An 18221-nucleotide genomic window follows, 5' to 3' on the forward strand; every position below is an offset into this window, starting at 1 on the left:
AATATAATAAAGTGCGAATGTACTGTTTTTGGAGCTGAATGTTTTGCTGTGCCTGTGCAAAATATGTGCAGCCGGAAAATCTAAACGCTTAGCTGTGCCCGATGGTATGCAGTAGCGCAAGGTCTAAATTTTTATCTGGCCTTGGCGCAAGCGTTTTGGCTTGCGTATCTTTGGGCATAACCTATACTTCGGCAGCTGTCATGGAAAACAAGAACGTACACATCCTTACCCAAACCCCATCGCTTGCAAATCACTACGTAGCTGAGCTGCGCGATGTGCACGTGCATCGGGATAGCCTGCGTTTCCGCCGCAACCTGGAGCGCCTGGGCGAGTTGCTGGCCTACGAGATTTCCAAAACGCTGCCCTACAAAGAGGTTGAGGTTACCACGCCGCTGGCCCAAGCCCGCACGCAGCTGCTGGCCGAGCAGCCAGTATTGGCCACCATACTGCGTGCCGGCCTGCCGCTGTATAACGGCATGCTCAACTATTTCGACAAAGCCTACAGCACGTTTGTGGGAGCCTACCGGGTAGAGGAGGAGAACACGCAGCTGCAGATTAACATGGAATACCTGGCCTCGGTGAACCTACACGACAAGATCCTGATCTTGGCCGATCCGATGCTGGCCACGGGCCGTTCGCTGGTGAAGTCGTACCAGGGCATGCTGCGCCACGGAAAGCCGCTGCAGGTGCATATTGCCGCTGCCATTGCCGCTCCCGAGGGCTTGGCCTATGTGCAGGAGCAGGTGCCGGAAGCGCATGTATGGCTGGGCGCGCTGGATGATCACCTCAATGAAAAGTCGTACATCGTGCCGGGGCTCGGCGATGCCGGCGACCTTGCCTTCGGACCAAAGATCTAGGACAAGCTTTACATGTGCCTGCCCGTTGTGGCTGCAGTACGGTATGGCCGTAATTTTGCTGTAGAACTTTGTGCGTGAAGCTGTGCATTTAAATTGCCCCACACGTATAAGCTACTGTTTTGGTTCTTGCCTAAACGTTTACCCTTATTGTTGATGTCTGTGTCTGTAGAAGTGCTAAAGTACATCACCGTTTACCTGGTGAGTATGGTGAAGTTTATCGGGGGACCCTTGGCAGGGGTGGCTGCAGGCTTAACGTACCTGGAGTCGGTGCTGCTGACAGCGGCGGGTATGATGACGACGGTGGTAATTTTTTCGGCGGTGGGGCAGGCCTTCTCAAAGTGGTGGTCAGCACGGCAGCGGGCCAAAAGCAGGCCGGTGTTCAGTAAGAAGAACCGACGCATTGTAAAAGTCTGGAGAAGCTATGGCGTGGTAGGCGTGGCTTTCTTAACGCCCGTCATCTTTTCGCCCATACTGGGTACGGTAGTCGTCGCGGTTTTTGGTGCCTCCCGCAAGCAGATTTTCCTGCACATGCTCTGGAGCGCCCTGGTATGGAGTGCCATTTTAAACCTGATGGTGTTCGAGTTCGGTGACCTGGCCGCACATTGGTTTTAAACACTATTTTCGGACAGTTATTAAGTCCTGAATCCTACCCTTCACACCACTCTTGGAATAAGCTTGGGAAAAAGAGGAGAAGCTGGTAGCTGCCATTGTAGCACTACAAGCGGCTTAGCTCTGGCTATCGGAGTGAATCCACCCCCAGTGAGCTACGCTCGCTAGCTCAAAATTCGTGTTTGGGTTAGTCTAGAGGAGGACGATTCACTCCACCCCGACCCTCCCCTAAGAGTAGGGGTAGCAGCTTTCTGCGGCACCGGCTCAAACCACCCCTGCCCCTCCTTGGCTTTTTCGAGGGCCCCTACCCCCAGGAGGGGAGTTCTGTTCAAGCTCCGTCAGCACTGGCTATCGAAATATTTCCCAGTCCTTGGGTTGAGCGCCTTCTAGATTTCCGGTGCCCGCAAGGGCATTGCGACAGCAAAGGAAATGTAGACAGCGCGATGCCCTTATCGAGGGCCCCTACCCCCAGGACGAGCCCTCTCGGGCTTGAGAGCACCACAGCCAGAAATGAAACTATAGGTAAGTTAGTCTATAGGATGAACAGCAGCTAGGAAGGATAGCCTGGTGCCAGCGGAGGGATAGCTGTAGCTAAAGCGCGAAGGCACAAGCGGACGCTGGCGCCAGAGAAACATTCCTGCACCAGGCACCACAGTTAGGCAGTATACTTCTCTTCAACGGTATTATTTCCTCCTGCTACCTTTCTTCTTCGTCTTTTGCCAGAATGAGTTCTTCGGGTCGCCTTTGCTTTTCTTGCCCTTCGCGAAGTTGGATTTGTGCTTGCCCTTCTTCTCATGGAAGGCGCCTTTGAAGTCGGGGTTCTCGCGGCGCTTTTGGCGGTCTATCTCCATGGCCATCTCCTGCTGCTCCTCAAACGGCGTCTCAAACGTCTTTACCTCGGCCGGCATCGGCTCTTCCGGTATCTGCATCCGGATGATCTTCTCGATCTTGCGCACGTGGTACAGCTCGGCATCGGTGGCGAACGTAATCGCCGCGCCCTCGTTCTCGGCACGGCCGGTGCGGCCAATGCGGTGTACGTAGTCCTCGTAAATCAGCGGCACATCGAAGTTGATCACATGGCTGACCATCGTCACGTCGATGCCCCGGGCCGCCACATCGGTCGCCACTAAAAAGCGAACTTCGCCGCCTTTGAAAGCCTCCATGGAGTTAATGCGCGTGTTCTGGCCCTTGTTGCCGTGGATGGCGCGTACCTCGCCATAGTTGCGGTGCTCCAGAAACTTCGACACGCTTTCCGCGTTTTTCTTGCTGCGCGTAAAAATGATGACGCGATTAAACGTTTCGTTGTCCTGGATCAGGTGCTCCAGCAGCTCGATTTTGGTGCGCAGGTTCGGCACGCGGTACAGCGTTTGGCTAACCGTTTCCACGGGGGTAGCCTGCGGCGTAATCTCCACCCGCGTCGGGAACTCCAGGAACTCCTCCGAGAGCTGCACCACCTTGTCAGGCATGGTAGCCGAGAACAAAAGGTTCTGGCGCTTGCGCGGGATAACTTCTAGCAACTGGCGGATCTGCGGCATGAAGCCCATGTCCATCATCTTGTCGGCCTCGTCCAGTATCAGCGTTTTCAGGTCCTTTAGGATAAGGTCGCCCTTCAGGTATAGCTCCATCAGGCGCTTAGGCGTGGACACCAGTATATCAAGTCCTTTGCTGATGTTCTCAATCTGTGTTTTAGGCCCAAGTCCGCCGTAGATGGCCGTGTGGCGCAGATCAGTATACTTGGCCAGCAGCGTGATGTTTTCCTCGATCTGCATCACCAGCTCGCGGGTAGGGGCAATGATGAGCGCGCGCGGGTGCTGGCCCTGCGCATACTTCACCTTCATGAGCAGTGGCAGCAGGAAGGCTGCCGTTTTGCCTGTTCCGGTCTGGGCAATGCCCAAAATATCGTGCCCCGCCATAATGAGCGGAATCGCCTGCAGCTGTATGGGCGTGGGCTTCTCGTAGCCGGCGTCGGCAATGGCGTTCAGCAGCTGTTTGTTCAGCTTAAAATCCTCGAACGTAGTTATCTCTTTCTCTGCTTCTTCGGCCATGGCGGTATTTTATACTTGGTATTGCTGTGCAAAGGTACGGGAAAAATGCTTAACACTTTTTGCGGCGGTTTGGCCAGGGGCAGAAGTGTAGTGCAGGTTATACTATAAATGAGTATATTTATGTTGCTATACTTTACCCGCTCCTCATGAAAACAAAACTTATATTCTGTTTCATCTGCACCTTCATCTATATACATACTGCAACGGCGCAAAAACTTTCCTTTGGGCCTAGTTTTGGGCTGATAAACCAAGGTGACGCCGGCAGGGTGCTGCTGGACTCGGTGCAGGCGGAGCTGCAGGGCGGGGGAGACCTTGGCGGCTACTTTGGCGGATACGTTTCTTATCGTATAAACAGGGCATTCAGCATCTCATCAGGTATAAACTATTATGATGATGGTCTTAGTTACATTGTTTACAACACCAGAACAGATTGCCAGTTTTGCCCGCTCGTTAAAGCCGGTGGAGTAGCACATGCCTCTCTCGAGGTTCCTTTGCTGGTGGAGTTCAACATCCCTTTAACCGAAGGGAAGCTTTTTGTTATGGCAGGCGTGTCGCCAAGTGTAAGGTTGCAGCGGAAAGGGGGTGCATACTACTTCCATAAAGATGCGGGACGGGGCGTATCGGATGTGCTGCCTGCCATGCGCACGGCTGTAAAACCTGTGGTGTGGGATTCTTCTGTCGGTGTTGGTGCCAACGTCTGGAGGCTTAGGTTAGAGGCAAGGTATCAGGCAAATTTAACGCGCTCTGCCACCAATGCCGTTAAAGTATGGGGCAAGGACTATGATTTTATGTCGAGCCATGCCAATATGCGCCTGGGGCTAGGCTACAACCTGAATTGGAAACGAAAGTAGGAGGAATGCCATGCCACAGGTTTTACAGCCATGGCACTTGCAACCATCGGCCCTGCACCAGGGTCATGAAGAAAAGAACTTATACTTTGCCCTGAACGCTACATCCATGAACAGAAACCCACTCCTCCTAAGTATAGTCACAGCGGCTGGCATGTTGTTTTCCGGCTGCCAGCAAGATGAAATAATGGATAACTCCCCAAGCCTGCGGGAGCTAACCGTGCAGGAGCAGAAAACAGTGGAAAGCTCCAACGACTTCGCCTTCCGGTCATTTGCGCAGCTAAGCGAGGACGAGGGAGCGGAAAACGTGTTCATTTCCCCATTGAGCATCAGCATAGCCTTAACCATGGCCTACAACGGAGCAGATGGCACTACCAAGGAAGCCATGCGGAAGACGCTGGGATTTGAGCCGGCCACGGATGAGGAGATCAACCAATCGTTCAAAAGCCTGACGGAACTGCTGAAAGGCATCGACAGGAAAGTAATTTTCACCTCGGCCAACTCCTTGTGGTACCGGAAGGATCTGCAGCTGCAGGCACCCTTCCTTAAGGCTAACCAAACGTACTTCGATGCCACAGTACAGGGGCTGGACTTTTCCGCTCCTGCCGCCAAGGATCAAATCAACAATTGGGTGGAGCAGAAAACCAATGGCAAGATCAAAAGCATCGTGGAGGAAATAACGCCCCGCCATGTCTTGTTCCTGATCAACGCCATTTACTTTAAAGGCACCTGGGCCTATCAGTTCGATAAAAAGCTGACGCAGCCTGGGCAGTTCTTCCTCGAAGACGGCAGCACTGTCACCCACGACTTCATGACGCTTAAGGAAGGCAAATACCTGTACTACCAGGACCAAACCAAGGAAGTGCTGGACCTGCCCTACGGAAACAAACAATACAGCATGACCTTGATGGTGCCTAAAGCCGGACATAATGTGCAGGAGGTGGTGCAGGAGCTGAATGAGGCGAGCCTGAGCAGCTGGCTATCCGCTGCGGATACCTCTAAACTGGAACTGCACATGCCTAAGTTTAAGCTGGAGTACGAGAAAGAACTGAACGAGCTGCTGGAGCAACTGGGCATGGGCATCGCCTTCTCAGAAGACGCTAACCTGAGCCGTATGGTGGAAGGAATGGGCAACCTGGCCATTTCAGAGGTAAAGCACAAAACGTTTGTAGAGGTGAACGAAGAAGGCACAGAAGCCGCGGCGGCCACCTCTGTAGGTATTGTCGTAACGTCACTGCCGCCATCCATCCGCATCAACAGGCCATTCGTGTTCCTGATCCGGGAGAGATCCTCCAACGCCATACTTTTTATTGGCAAGCTGATGCAGCCGGAGTAAAGCCGACAGGGCAAGTATAAACGAGGCGTGGTTTTGCCGGAAACTAAGATAATGTGTTAATTTTGTTCAACACGTATCTTAGCAAGTATGAAATCCATCCTCATAAAAAGCGCCCAACTCGTAAACGAAGGAAGTATAACCACTGCCGATGTGCTGGTACAAAACGGACGCATCGCGCAGATCGGCCAAAGTATAAACACCGAGGCTGATGAAACCATCGATGCCACTGGCTTGCACTTGCTGCCTGGTGTGATTGACGACCAGGTGCACTTCCGGGAGCCGGGGCTCACGCACAAGGCCAACATTGAAACCGAGGCCAGATCGGCTGTGGCAGGCGGTACTACCTCTTTTATGGAGATGCCCAACACGGTGCCCAACGCTACCACGCAGGAACTGCTGGAGGATAAGTATAACATCGCGGCAGAAACCTCGCTGGCCAATTACTCCTTCTACATGGGCGCCACCAACGATAACCTGGCCGAGGTGCTGCTCACCAACCCCAACACCGTTTGCGGCATCAAAATCTTTATGGGCTCCTCCACAGGCAACATGCTGGTGGATAACGAACAGACGCTGGACCAGATCTTTGCCAAGGCCAAGCTGCCTATCGCCGTGCACTGCGAGGATGAGCAGACGATCCGCGACAACATGGCCATTTATGAGGAGAAGTACGGCGACGATATCCCTGTAAAGTGCCACCCGGAAATCCGTAACGAAGCGGCTTGCTTTAAATCTTCTTACCTGGCCGTGAAGCTGGCCGAAAAGCACGGCACGCGCCTGCACATCCTGCACATTTCCACCGAAGAGGAGCTCAAGCTGTTCCGCAACGATATCCCGCTGAAGGATAAAAAGATCACCGCTGAGGTTTGCGTGCACCACCTCTGGTTCGATAAGGAGGACTACGATACGTTCGGTACGCAGATAAAGTGCAACCCGGCCATCAAGGAGCATCGGCATAAAGAGGGCCTGTTAAAAGGCCTGCTGGAGGATAAGCTGGACGTGATCGCCACCGACCATGCCCCACACCTGTGGGAGGAGAAGCAGGGTAAGTACAAGCAGGCGCCATCCGGGGTGCCGCTGGTGCAACACTCGCTGCAGATGATGCTGGAGTTCGTAAAGCAGGGCAAGCTGACGCTGGAGAAGGTGGTGGAGAAAATGGCGCACGCGCCGGCCATACTCTTTAACGTGCGCGAACGCGGTTACATTAGAGAAGGCTACTGGGCCGACCTGGTGCTGGTAGACCTGAACAAGCCCTACACTGTTACCAAAGAGAACACCTTCTACAAGTGCGGCTGGTCGCCGTTTGAGGGGCACACGTTTAGCGCCAGTATCACCCACACGTTGGTTTCGGGCCACCTGGCTTTCACCAACGGTGCTTTTGACGAGAGCAAGAAAGGAGAGCGGTTGCTGTTCGACAGGTAGTCACAGGTACAACAGGTAGACACCGAAAAGTATGGAAAGCATCATGTCGTTGCAGTATGATATGGTTAGGCAGTCCCGGGATGTGCTCCTGCTATACTGCGATACTATCAGCCCGGCGGATTTCTTGGCTGAAAACAGCGCCTTCGGCAGCGGAAGCATCCGGAACCTGCTGGTGCACATCGGCAACACCTACGAGTTATGGCTGGGAAAGCAGGCGCTCCAGAAAGACGTTGCCTTCACCGCGTATGAGGCGGTCGGGAATGTAGGGGAGTGCCGGAGCTTTTTCAGGAAAATCGATGCGCTCGTGACAGAGTTTCTCACATTTTTCGCGAGAGACTACCTGGCATACCTCCATGTGGAGCTGAACGGGACCAGCACCAAAGCGACCCCACTGAAGCTGTTCACGCATACCATTTCGCATGAGTTTCACCATAAGGGGCAGCTGCTGGCTATAAGCAGGCATTTGGGCTACACTCCCATTGATACAGACATCATGCGCTAGCCGTAAGTATAAAAGTGTGGCAACTAGCCTTCGGGTACTGCTGCCCGCTTTTCTAAAGTATGATTATGGAGCTTGATAGATTTAAAGAACTGCATGCCCGCTTTTTCGGGAAAGAGCTGCCGGAGGAGGTAACAGCCACGGAGGAGTACGAGGCCTATGTGGATGCCATTCACGAGGATGAGGCGTGCTATAACTGGGCCACCGCCGAAAAGCTAGAAACCAAAGGCTTCGACTACGAAGGCTATTGCTGCCTGATGATGGCCGACAAAGTATACCAAAGCCTGGATGAGGACGGGGAGATACGATATGGAGACCCGGACGTGATCATCAACAAGTGGGACGATGGCCTTTACGGCATTCCCATACATGATGGCGGCGCGTCGATGGTGGTTATCAATTACTGCCCCTGGTGCGGCGGCAAGCTAACCGCCTGATTTGGCCGATGGATTCATCGAATCATAGTATAGAAGAATGTAGCTGCCATGGCAAACAAGCAGAGCTTTTGGGGAATCTATAAGAAAGACGCTTTCAGCAACAGCAGGGCTATGCCACTTTTATTTTTTATGGGGCTTTGGGTGATACTGGTCTTCACGCTGATAGAAGGAGGTAGTGTGCAGATACCCAAGTGGTTGGTTGGTGCGGTGCCGCATTTGCTAGCCGAACTGGCATACATTTATGCTTGTCTCCGTAAGTATAGAGGCAGCAGGTAGAGAATTTTTTTATGCAAAAATGCGCTCAGGGTATTGCATTGTGTGATTTCGTGCGTATATTTGCACTCTCAAATGAGACACGGTGGTTGTAGCTCAGTAGGTTAGAGCACCAGATTGTGATTCTGGGGGTCGTGGGTTCGAGCCCCATCTTCCACCCCAAGCCCTTGAAGCGAACTTCAAGGGCTTTTTTTATTTTATTGGTTAAATTGCTTTGTGGTTTAGTGGTTGATTTAAAAGCGACCTTGCAAAACCATACAGGAATTAAACGATGTAACAATCAACAATTTAAAGATATGAGCTTAGTAGTAGTAGGTTCGATGGCGTTCGATGCGCTGGAGACCCCTTTCGGGAAAACAGATAAGATCGTAGGTGGTGCAGCCACTTATATTTCGCTGTCGTCTTCATACTTTGTGAAGCCGGTGAACGTGGTATCGGTGGTGGGCGGCGATTTCGACCAGGACCACATCGCCCTGATGCACCAGCGCGATATCAGCACCGAGGGGGTGCAGGTAAAAGAGAACGAGAAGTCGTTCTTCTGGTCTGGCCGCTACTTTAACGACATGAACAGCCGCGAGACGCTGGTAACGGAGCTAAACGTGCTGGGCGACTTTGACCCCATCATCCCGGATGCGTACCAGAACTGCGAGTACCTGATGCTGGGCAACCTGGCGCCGCAGGTGCAGAAAACCGTGATTGAGCGCCTGAACAACCGCCCGAAGCTGATCGTGATGGACACGATGAACTTCTGGATGGACATTGCCCTGAATGAGCTGAAGGAGACGATGGCGCTGGTGGATGTACTGTCCATCAACGACGAGGAGGCGCGCCAGCTGAGCGGCGAGTACTCGCTGGTGAAAGCTGCCAAGAAGATCATGGCCATGGGGCCGAAATTCCTGATCATCAAGAAAGGGGAGCACGGTGCCCTGTTGTTCCACGAGGAGAAAGTGTTTTTTGCCCCAGCCCTGCCGCTGGAGGAAGTGTTTGACCCAACCGGCGCCGGCGATACCTTTGCAGGCGGCTTTATCGGTTACTTGGCCAGCTGTAATGATATCAGCTTTGAGAGCATGAAGCGCGCTGTGATCTATGGCTCGGCCATGGCTTCGTTCTGCGTGGAGAAGTTCGGGACAGAGCGCCTGAAGAGCCTCACGCAAGAGGAGATCGACAGCCGTGTGCAGCAGTTCGTGAACCTGGTGGCTTTTGATACTGTGCTGCAGTAAGCATGGTAAATCATAAAACGAGAAAAGGGAGGCTTCGGCTTCCCTTTTCTCGTTTTAGATATAGTGCAATTTATGTGCTTCTGAAGTGGCGCTAGGTGCATGAATGAGAATAAGGTACATCATCTAAGTGCAACAAAACAGGGCTGGATGGGGTAAACTATACTAGACACCATTAAGAAAACAAGCTATGAGCATAAAGAACGATAATAAAAAGACACTGGATGAGTTGAAGAAAAATAACCCGAACCAGGCCGACCCTAACAAGCCTATGGGTAATATCGACGACAATCCGAACCGCAATGCACTGAACAAAGACGCAACCAAAGTGCAGAACCCGAACCGCAACCTGGCAAAGGGCGGTAACAACATGCCATACGATAAAAAGTAAGGCATCTGACACAAAATAAGCTATGAAAACAATAGAAGAGGAAGCCCTTTAACAGGGCTTCCCTTTTTTATGCCCGGTTTGTGCCGTTTGGCGGCTTCTGCTATCTTTAGCGGGCTTTATACTTTACCATGCACAAAACCGACATCTGTATCCTTGGCGCCGGGCCTGCCGGAGCCACCGCCGCCCTGCACCTCGCCAACCAAGGCATTCCATCGCTCTTGCTGGATAAAGCCACTTTTCCGCGTGATAAAGTATGCGGCGATGCCCTGAGCGGTAAGGTGGTGAACGAGTTGCGCCGCATCTCTCCGGGCTTGCCTGCACAATTGAGCGAGCTGCAGGATGCACTGCCATCCTGGGGCATTCATTTCATATCGCCAGGAGGGCATAAGCTGAGCGTGCCGTTTAAGTATAACTACCAGCCTGATCAGGATACACCGGCCGGCTATATCTCCAAACGCATCCATTTCGATGATTTTCTGGTGCAGCAGGTGCGGCAGCGGCCGGAGATCGATTTTCGTGAGAGCATAGACGTGGCAAAGTATGAGCGGGCGCCGGAAGGCAGGTTCATACTTTCGGATAAACTGGGCGAGCCGCTGGTGCAGGCAAAGCTACTGCTGGTAGCCAACGGAGCGCAGTCTGGCTTTACGCGGCATGTGGCAGGTATGGAACAGGAGCCGGAGCATTACTGCGCGGGCCTCCGGGCCTACTACAAAGGCGTGGCCGACATGGATGCAGCCGGATTTATTGAGCTGCACTTCTTTAAAGATTTTCTGCCGGGGTATTTCTGGATCTTCCCGCTGCCGGGTGGGTACGCCAATGTGGGGGTGGGGATGCTGAGCAGCGCCGTGAGCCGCAAAAAAGTGAACCTGAAAAAGGAGATGCTCCGCATGATAACGGATCATCCGGAGCTGCAGCGGCGCTTTGCCAAGGCCGAGCTGGTAGACGACATCCGTGGCTTTGGGCTGCCGCTTGGCTCCCGCAAGCGTGTCATTTCCGGTGATAACTACATGCTGCTGGGGGATGCCGGGGCATTGATCGATCCTTTTACCGGAGAGGGCATCAGCAACGCCATGATTAGCGGGCGCTGGGCGGCGGCACAGGCCGAAAGGTGCCTGGCGGAGCAGGATTTCTCGGCCCAATTCATGCAAGGCTACGACCAAGCCGTGTACAACCGCCTCTGGAAAGAGCTCAAGCTGAGCCGCCAGATGCAAAAGCTGCTGAACTACCCCTGGCTATTCGACAAAGTGGCCAGCAAAGCCTCCCGAAACCAGGCCCTGGCCGAAACCATCTCCTGCATGTTCAATGACCTGGACCTGCGCGAGCGGCTGAAGCAGCCGTCGTTCTACGCCAAGCTGCTGTTTAATTGAGGCCGAACAAGCCTGTCTTTAACTTTAGCTGGCGCGAGTTTGTAACTCCTGCCTTAAAGGTTTGTAACCTGCCTTTGGCCAGAGGCCTCAACAGGCAAAGGTCCTGCTAAAACGCCTGCTTCAGCCACAGCTTAAAGTTCTCCTTCTCCGCTGCTGTCGCATCCTGGCGCTTTTGCACGGTGTACTTGCTGTAGTAGCTTTGCCCATTTGCTTCCAGCCTTACCACGCGCAGCTGCTTTTCCCGGAACAGCGCCAATTCTACCTCCTGCGGCTCCAGTGCCAACAGCTGCTGCAGGTTGCTTTCCAGCTTTCGCCTGTTCAGGGCCACCAGCTCATCCTCTATACTTAGCAGCTCGCTGGCCGGAGAGCCCGGGGCAATGGCCGTAACTTTTATACTTCCCTCAGAGGAGATTTTAAAGCCGTACTTGCTCTCATAGAGAAGCGGGTTTTGCTGTTCGGCCAAAGTGCAGCCTACATAGCGTAGCGCCTCGTCCAGGGCAGGCTCTATAGGTTCAGTGCCGTTGATGTATTTGCTGAAGTATGATTGGAAAGACTGCCCCGCCACCTCATCCACCAGCTGCGCGTAATCCTGCTCGGTGTAGCCGGTGTTCCTTTTGCCGAACCGCTCCCAAAGCTCCCGCATCACCACATCCATACTTGCCTTGTTGCCGGTGGCTTTGCGCAGCTGCAGGTCCAGGAGCAGAGCGGTGAGCGCACCTTTTATGTAGATGGACACCTTGCGGTCGGGGATGCCGGGCTTGTAGCCGTCCAGCCAGAGGTCGAAGGAGGAGTCGGCGACGGAGAGGTGGCGGCGGCTGTAGTCTGCGAAGTAGCGCTGCAGCGTGGTGTTCAGCTCCTCGAAGTAGGCCTCTGCCGTGAAGAAGCCGCTGCGCGCCAGCATGTAATCGCCGTAGTAGGTGGTGATCCCCTCGGCCACATAGCCGGTTTTAAAGTAATTCTCCTGCGCAAAGTTATAAGGGTGCATCTCCTTTGGGCGGATCTTCTTGATGTTCCAGGTATGGAAAAGCTCATGCGAGCTCACGCCCATAAACTCCTTGTACAGGCTTGGCGTCATCAGCAGCTCGCCAGGGCCCAGCGTGATGACGGTGGAGTGGCTGTGCTCTACGCCGTGGTAGAAACGATAAGGCAGAATCTCGTTCAGGTAATGGTAGTCCTGCACCGGGAAATCGCCGAACACCTCCAACTGCTCCTTGGTAAAGCCAGTGAAGTCTTTTTTCAGCCTCTCCCAGTCCGGCTGGCAGTCGCCCTGCAGCCAGATGTGGAAAGTATAACCCGCCACTTCAAAAGTCTCCTTCTTTAGCGTGGCGCTGGCAATAAAGGGGCTGTCCGCTAGTTCATCAAAGTTGGCGGCCTCTAATGCATGCTTCTCTACCTCCGGCAGGCCGCAGGCGATTTGCCACTCCTCCGGCAGCTGCAGCTGTAGCTGGCAAGGCTCCTGCTCTCTGGCCTCCACCGCCATCAGGCAGTTGATCGGGTTTAGGTATAGCTGTTCCTCGTCCAGCCACGAGCCCCCGGCATCCATTTGGCGTGCAAAAAAGCTATAGCTGATCTCTACTTCCCTAGCTCCCCCGGTTTGCACTAGCCACCGGTCCTTAGTCACTTTTTCAACCGTTATACTTTCTCCGCTAGCCCTGGCGGTAACAGCACGCAACTTCTGAGCAAAATGCTGCAGCTCATACCTGCCGGGGCGCCAGGCCGGCAGCTGCAAGTATAACTCCTGCTGCTGGTTATCCTTAATGGTAATGGTGATGTCGACGAAATGCGTAAGTGGGTTCTGGAAAGAGAGGTGGTAATTAATCATGGTTTATTGAGCTGATGCGTCGGGTTATACTTACGTGTTGCAGATTATACTTGATAAAGTACGTTAAGTGGCGTAAAGGTAGTTTTTATACTTTGAGATTTGCTATAGGCTGCCTGCTTGTAGGTAATCCAGCCCTAACCCTCATCACCCCACCCCAGCCTTCTCCTGAGAACAGGAGGGGGAGCTAGTACCGGGTCCAACCACCCCTGCCCCTCCTTAACCAAGGAGGGGAGCCTGTAATTACTTTTGCCAAAGTATAAGTTTCATAATTGCTGCCGTTGGGCGGACAGGTCGCGACCTGTCCCTACAAGAATAATCCCACCCCTAGCCCCTCCGAGGAGAGGAGTTTCTGTGGCTGCCATTTCAGAAGCGTAAGCTTCATGGCCTAGGCTATTCAGGGTCATCCCCCTGCCCCTTTCAAAGGGGGACTATACTTGTTCCATAGCAGAGGCAGAGGCTATTGGAATGATACCCAGTCCTTGGGTTGAGCGCCTTCTAGATTTCCGGTGCCCGTAAGGGCATTGCGACAGCAAAGGAAATGTAGACAGCGCGATGCCCGAGGACGAGCCCTCTCGGGCTGGAGAGCACCAAAGTGTGAAATGGAAAGAGCCGCTCGTAAGACAGAGGATGAACGGCAGCTAGCAAGGATAGCTCGGTTCCAATTGCAGCAAACAGCGGCTAACCACAGGCACAAGCGGACGCAGGCGTCAGAAAAGCCGCTATTTTTGCCTATGGCTTAACTAAAATCACAGCAACACTAAACATCATCAAAGCTGTTGCAACAGCTTTTTCCCGGCGCCTCAGCATCATTTTGCAAAATTTCTGAAACAGACTTTGCTATTCTACAAAGGTTTACTAATTTTGCAGGCCATAATAAAACCATTGGCAGACGATGAAAAGAACATTCCAGCCTTCTCAGAGAAAAAGAAGAAACAAGCACGGTTTCAGATCAAGAATGGAAACCGCTAACGGTAGAAGAGTATTGGCCAGCAGAAGAGCCAAAGGCAGAAAGAGACTGACAGTTTCTAGCGAGAAAAGACATAAGGCAGCTTAATTCCTGATACAGGGATTGGTTTCGCTAGTGTATAGCCGCTAATGGATACAGCAGCAGCTAACGAGCAGCAAGCCGGCCAGCCTAATAGTTATACATTTTCGAAAGAAGAACACTTGTGCAGTAAGCGGCTCATTTCGCTGCTGTTCGCCAAGGGTTCTTCTTTTAATTTGTATCCGCTGCGGTTTGTGTACTACACGCCGCAGGACCTGCCGCCTGGGCAAACCCAGGTACTCGTCTCCGTTTCTAAGCGCTACTTTAAGCGTGCCGTAGACCGTAACCGCCTGAAAAGGCAAATGCGGGAGGCTTACCGCCTTAACAAGCACCTCCTGTCGCAGCAACCGGAGCAGGCGCCCTGCCTGCTGGGGATCCTGTATATTGGCAAGGAAAAAAAATCCTTCCACTCTATCCAAAAAAAACTAATTTCAGGTTTGGAGCGTTGTCTAAATAAATAGACTACCCCGTCTCCTTAAGCCTGATATTATGTACAAGAAATCTATAGCTGGCCTTTTTGTTGGCATTTTTGCCCTGGGCCTCTTTTCCTTTAAAGCCGATTCGGAGAAGTACTTCGAGATTGCCAAAAACCTGGATGTTTTTGCCACACTCTTCAAAGAAGTAAACACCTATTACGTGGATGACGTGCCGCCCGCGCAGATGATGCGCACCGGCATTGACGCCATGCTCAAGTCGCTCGACCCCTACACCAACTACATTCCAGAGGATGATATAGAGGATTTCCGTACCATGACAACGGGGCAGTATGGCGGTATTGGTGCCATCATTGGTAGCCGCGATGGCAAGGTGGTGGTGCAGATGCCTTACGAGAACTCCCCGGCGCATAAAGCAGGTCTATCTATCGGCGACGAGATCCTGAAAATAAATGGCGTGGACGTGAGAGGAAAGTCTACCGAGGAGGTGAGTAAGCTGCTGAAGGGGCAGGCAAACACCTCTATCAAGCTGGAGGTGCGTAGCTACGGGCAGAACAAATCCAGAAATGTGGACCTGCTGCGCGAGAACATCATGGTGGAAAATGTGCCCTACTATGGCATGTTGAACAACGAGATCGGGTACTTACAGCTTGCAGGGTTTACGGTGGATGCTGGCAAAGAGGTAAAAACGGCGGTGCAGAAGCTGAAGGAGATGGGAGCTAAGAAGATCGTGTTTGATTTGCGCGACAACCCAGGCGGCCTGTTGCATGAGGCGGTTAACATCTCGAACGTTTTTGTGGAGAAAGGCCGCGACATCGTGAGTACCAAGGGGAAGGTAGAGGAGTGGAACAAGACCTATAAGGCTCTGGACGAGCCGCTGGACCTGGAGATGCCGTTGGTGGTGCTGACCAGTTCGCGCAGCGCATCTGCCTCTGAGATCGTGGCCGGCGTGATGCAGGACTACGACCGCGCCGTGCTGGTAGGGGAGCGCACATTTGGCAAAGGCCTGGTGCAGGTAACCCGCCCGCTGTCTTACAACTCTCAACTTAAAGTAACCACAGCCAAGTATTATATCCCGAGCGGCCGCTGTATACAGGCAATAGATTACGCCCATCGCAACGAAGACGGCAGCGTGGCCGCCATACCTGACTCGCTCCGGGCGGCCTTCAAAACAGCAGCCGGAAGAGTAGTATATGATGGCGGTGGCGTGAGCCCCGATGTGGAGGTGGAGCAGCCTTCCTTCTCGGAGATTACCCGTACCATTGCGGGCAAAGGTTACTTCTTTGATTATGCCAACAGGTACAAGCTGGACCACCCTAGCATCCCTTCGGCCAAAGAGTTTAAGCTGACTGATACGGAGTATAAAAAGTTTGTTGCCTACCTGGAGGATAAGGATTTGTCTTACTCCACAGCCATAGAAAGCGAGCTGGAAGATGTTGCGGCAAAGGCCAAAGAGGGTAAGCACTACGATGATATTCAGGCTGAGCTGGAGGCGATCCGTAAGAAGGTGTCGCATAACAAGGCAAATGACCTGATGCGCTTCCGCACCGAGATACAGGAGATGCTGGAGGCGGAGATCGCCTCGCGTTATTACCTGCAGAAAGGATACATAGAGTCTTCATTTGATGATGATCCGGATATTTTGGCAGCCGTGCAGGTGCTGAACGATCCGGTGAAGTATAAATCATACCTGAAGCATAACTAATAAAGTATAAATCACACAAGCAGGGGAGGGAGGTGCAGCAGTGCCTCCCTCTTTTGCTGTAGAACAGCCACACTTTTGGAGGCTTCGCCGGCTTGCCGTAATTTTGTGCATCTTTAAACTATAACCATACTTGCCCATGCCGCTGCTGCTCGCGCTCGAAACGTCTACCACTGTCTGCTCCGTCGCCTTATACAAAGATCAGCAGCTGCTGGGGGCATCGGAGTTACAGATAGAAAAATCGCACTCTTCCCATGTTACCGTTATGGTGTCGCAGTTGGTGGAGAACTGCGGAGCTACGCTGCAGGAGCTAAATGCTGTGGCCGTGTCAGGAGGGCCGGGTTCCTATACCGGCTTGCGCATCGGAACTTCCACGGCCAAAGGCCTGTGCTACTCGCTCGATATCCCGCTGCTGGAGGTATCGACCTTGTATGGCTTGGCAGCGCAGGTAATTGCCATGACGCCGAACCCGGAGCGCTACCTGTTCTGCCCGATGCTGGATGCCCGCCGCATGGAGGTATATACTTGCCTGCTCACCCACGAGCTGCAGGAGGTGGAGCCAATCGCGCCGGTGGTGCTGGACGAGCATGCATTTGAGGCAAGGCTGAAGGAGCAGCCAGTCATCTTTTTCGGGAGTGGAGCCAGTAAGTATAAAAGTATAGTAAACACAGCGGGCAATGCCTTGTTTGTAGAGGGCGTGCTTCCGAATGCGAAAGCGATAGGAGCCTTGGCGCTGCCGAAGTATGCGCAGGAGGTGTTTGAAGACGTAGCGTATTATGAACCCTTCTACCTGAAGGATGTTTATATTACAAGCCCAAGTAAAAGCGTAAAGTAAAAAGAGATACAACCATGTCAGAAGAGATCATAAACCGAGTGGCGCAAAGCGCGCTGGTGACCCTTAACCTGGAAGAACTGCTTCATCCGGGCGAGCGGGTAGTGTATGATATAAAAGATAACCTGTTCCAGGGATTGATTTTGCGCGAGAAGGATTTCCGAGCATTTGTAAAGGACCACGACTGGTCGCAGTATGCAGGTAAGAATGTTGCCATCACATGCTCTGTAGATGCCATCGTGCCTACCTGGGCCTATATGCTGTTGGGCACTAAGCTGCAGAACCAGGCAAATTACTATGTGTTCGGTGATCTGGAGGCACTGGAGCAGGCCCTGTTTCAGGAGGCGATTGCCAAAATAGATATGGAAGAGTACCGTGACGCAAAAGTAGTGGTGAAAGGTTGCGGAAGCGTGCCGGTGCCGACGTATGCTTACGTGGAGGTTATGCGGAAGCTGGTGCCGGTTGCATCGAGCATCATGTATGGAGAGCCATGCAGTACTGTGCCGCTATATAAGAAACCAAAAGCAGTATAACTGTTTATAAGTACTGTAAAGCAAAAGCAGCTTCTTCTACTATAGGGGAAGCTGCTTTTGCTTTGTGCAGCACGAAGTAGTTAGAAGGCTAGGGAGAAAACACCCTTATAGATAAGGCTGCACATTCTTGACGAGTAGTGGAACTTCAGGATAATGAAAGTGGTTCTTCCTAAGCGCTCAAAGGAGCTGCACACTTGAAGAAGGGTAAAGAATAAAGCGCTAAAAGAAATTCGCCTGGTTCTGGAACTTTGACCGTGGTTGAGGATGTTAATCCTAAGCCGCCTGTAAAAAGGTGCAGAAATCCTGAGGCTAAAACCAGAGCCTCTACCTAAGGTGAGCTGCTTAGAAGAAGCAGCTCAGAAAAGTCTTAAAGTTTTTCCTGTTGCTGTAGAGGCAGTTGAGAAGAATAACTAGAGAAAAGTGCTTTGTCCTCTTGCAGAGCCGGAAAGTTTTGCGACCTTTGCCTCCCCGTTCAGCAGGAGCGGCGGCGAGGGCCGGGAAAAAAGTTTTGCCGGGCGCTTGCGGGGCGAAAAAAGAAGCTTACCTTTGCAG

Annotated in this window: 17 protein-coding genes and 1 tRNA gene; 16 read left to right on the forward strand and 2 right to left on the reverse strand. The window is 52.7% G+C overall.

Annotation, left to right across the window (positions count from 1 at the left end; genetic code table 11):
• The first annotated feature begins 200 nt into the window (after positions 1–200).
• Entirely contained in the window at positions 201–857 is a 657-nt protein-coding gene (gene upp, locus PXG97_RS21045; RefSeq protein ID WP_276499823.1) for a uracil phosphoribosyltransferase, read from the forward strand.
• A 153-nt stretch (positions 858–1010) separates the two neighbouring features.
• Entirely contained in the window at positions 1011–1469 is a 459-nt protein-coding gene (locus tag PXG97_RS21050; RefSeq protein ID WP_276499824.1) for a hypothetical protein, read from the forward strand.
• Positions 1470–2149: 680 nt separating this feature from the next.
• On the opposite strand, the gene PXG97_RS21055 is transcribed toward PXG97_RS21050, so the two are convergent.
• Positions 2150–3511, reverse strand: a complete 1362-nt coding sequence (locus PXG97_RS21055) for a DEAD/DEAH box helicase (RefSeq protein ID WP_276499825.1) — start codon at positions 3509–3511, stop codon at positions 2150–2152.
• Between the two features lie 146 nt (positions 3512–3657).
• Here PXG97_RS21055 and PXG97_RS21060 point away from each other — a divergent pair, with 146 nt between their 5' ends.
• The 9 genes from PXG97_RS21060 to PXG97_RS21100 all read left to right on the forward strand — a co-directional run bounded on the left by PXG97_RS21060 (position 3658) and on the right by PXG97_RS21100 (position 11301).
• Positions 3658–4362, forward strand: coding sequence for an outer membrane beta-barrel protein (locus PXG97_RS21060; protein ID WP_276499826.1), 705 nt, complete (start codon positions 3658–3660; stop codon positions 4360–4362).
• Positions 4363–4372: 10 nt separating this feature from the next.
• A complete protein-coding gene (locus PXG97_RS21065; RefSeq protein ID WP_276499827.1) occupies positions 4373–5695 on the forward strand; it encodes a serpin family protein in 1323 nt (440 codons plus the stop codon).
• Positions 5696–5782: 87 nt separating this feature from the next.
• Positions 5783–7117, forward strand: coding sequence for a dihydroorotase (locus PXG97_RS21070; protein WP_276499828.1), 1335 nt, complete (start codon positions 5783–5785; stop codon positions 7115–7117).
• Between the two features lie 31 nt (positions 7118–7148).
• A complete protein-coding gene (locus PXG97_RS21075; RefSeq protein ID WP_276499829.1) occupies positions 7149–7619 on the forward strand; it encodes a DinB family protein in 471 nt (156 codons plus the stop codon).
• A 65-nt stretch (positions 7620–7684) separates the two neighbouring features.
• Positions 7685–8053, forward strand: a complete 369-nt coding sequence (locus PXG97_RS21080) for a DUF6980 family protein (RefSeq protein ID WP_276499830.1) — start codon at positions 7685–7687, stop codon at positions 8051–8053.
• Positions 8054–8411: 358 nt separating this feature from the next.
• Positions 8412–8488: transfer RNA gene (locus PXG97_RS21085), tRNA-His, on the forward strand.
• 134 nt (positions 8489–8622) lie between these two features.
• Complete coding sequence (locus tag PXG97_RS21090) at positions 8623–9546, forward strand: PfkB family carbohydrate kinase (RefSeq protein WP_276499831.1); 924 nt, start codon at positions 8623–8625, stop codon at positions 9544–9546.
• 187 nt (positions 9547–9733) lie between these two features.
• Entirely contained in the window at positions 9734–9934 is a 201-nt protein-coding gene (locus PXG97_RS21095) for a hypothetical protein (RefSeq protein WP_276499832.1), read from the forward strand.
• A gap of 128 nt (positions 9935–10062) precedes the next feature.
• Positions 10063–11301 (forward strand): NAD(P)/FAD-dependent oxidoreductase, encoded by a 1239-nt coding sequence (locus PXG97_RS21100; RefSeq protein WP_276499833.1) that lies wholly within the window; start codon positions 10063–10065, stop codon positions 11299–11301.
• A gap of 106 nt (positions 11302–11407) precedes the next feature.
• Here PXG97_RS21100 and PXG97_RS21105 read toward each other — a convergent pair whose 3' ends face one another.
• Positions 11408–13123, reverse strand: a complete 1716-nt coding sequence (locus PXG97_RS21105) for a M61 family metallopeptidase (protein WP_276499834.1) — start codon at positions 13121–13123, stop codon at positions 11408–11410.
• 892 nt (positions 13124–14015) lie between these two features.
• On the opposite strand from PXG97_RS21105, the gene rpmH reads away from it, so the two are divergent.
• The 5 genes from rpmH (at position 14016) to PXG97_RS21130 (ending at position 17669) form a co-directional block, all read left to right on the forward strand.
• The gene (gene rpmH / locus PXG97_RS21110) at positions 14016–14177 is read left to right on the forward strand and encodes a 50S ribosomal protein L34 (RefSeq protein ID WP_071784616.1); all 162 of its coding nucleotides are present in this window, start codon (positions 14016–14018) and stop codon (positions 14175–14177) included.
• A 41-nt stretch (positions 14178–14218) separates the two neighbouring features.
• Positions 14219–14629 (forward strand): ribonuclease P protein component, encoded by a 411-nt coding sequence (locus PXG97_RS21115; RefSeq protein ID WP_276499835.1) that lies wholly within the window; start codon positions 14219–14221, stop codon positions 14627–14629.
• Positions 14630–14657: 28 nt separating this feature from the next.
• The gene (locus PXG97_RS21120; protein ID WP_276499836.1) at positions 14658–16307 is read left to right on the forward strand and encodes a S41 family peptidase; all 1650 of its coding nucleotides are present in this window, start codon (positions 14658–14660) and stop codon (positions 16305–16307) included.
• Between the two features lie 136 nt (positions 16308–16443).
• The gene (gene tsaB / locus PXG97_RS21125; RefSeq protein ID WP_276499837.1) at positions 16444–17139 is read left to right on the forward strand and encodes a tRNA (adenosine(37)-N6)-threonylcarbamoyltransferase complex dimerization subunit type 1 TsaB; all 696 of its coding nucleotides are present in this window, start codon (positions 16444–16446) and stop codon (positions 17137–17139) included.
• Between the two features lie 14 nt (positions 17140–17153).
• Complete coding sequence (locus PXG97_RS21130) at positions 17154–17669, forward strand: DUF2480 family protein (RefSeq protein WP_276499838.1); 516 nt, start codon at positions 17154–17156, stop codon at positions 17667–17669.
• Positions 17670–18221 lie beyond the last annotated feature (552 nt).

Source organism: Pontibacter litorisediminis, assembly GCF_029360645.1.
Classification (GTDB): Bacteria; Bacteroidota; Bacteroidia; order Cytophagales; family Hymenobacteraceae; genus Pontibacter; species Pontibacter litorisediminis.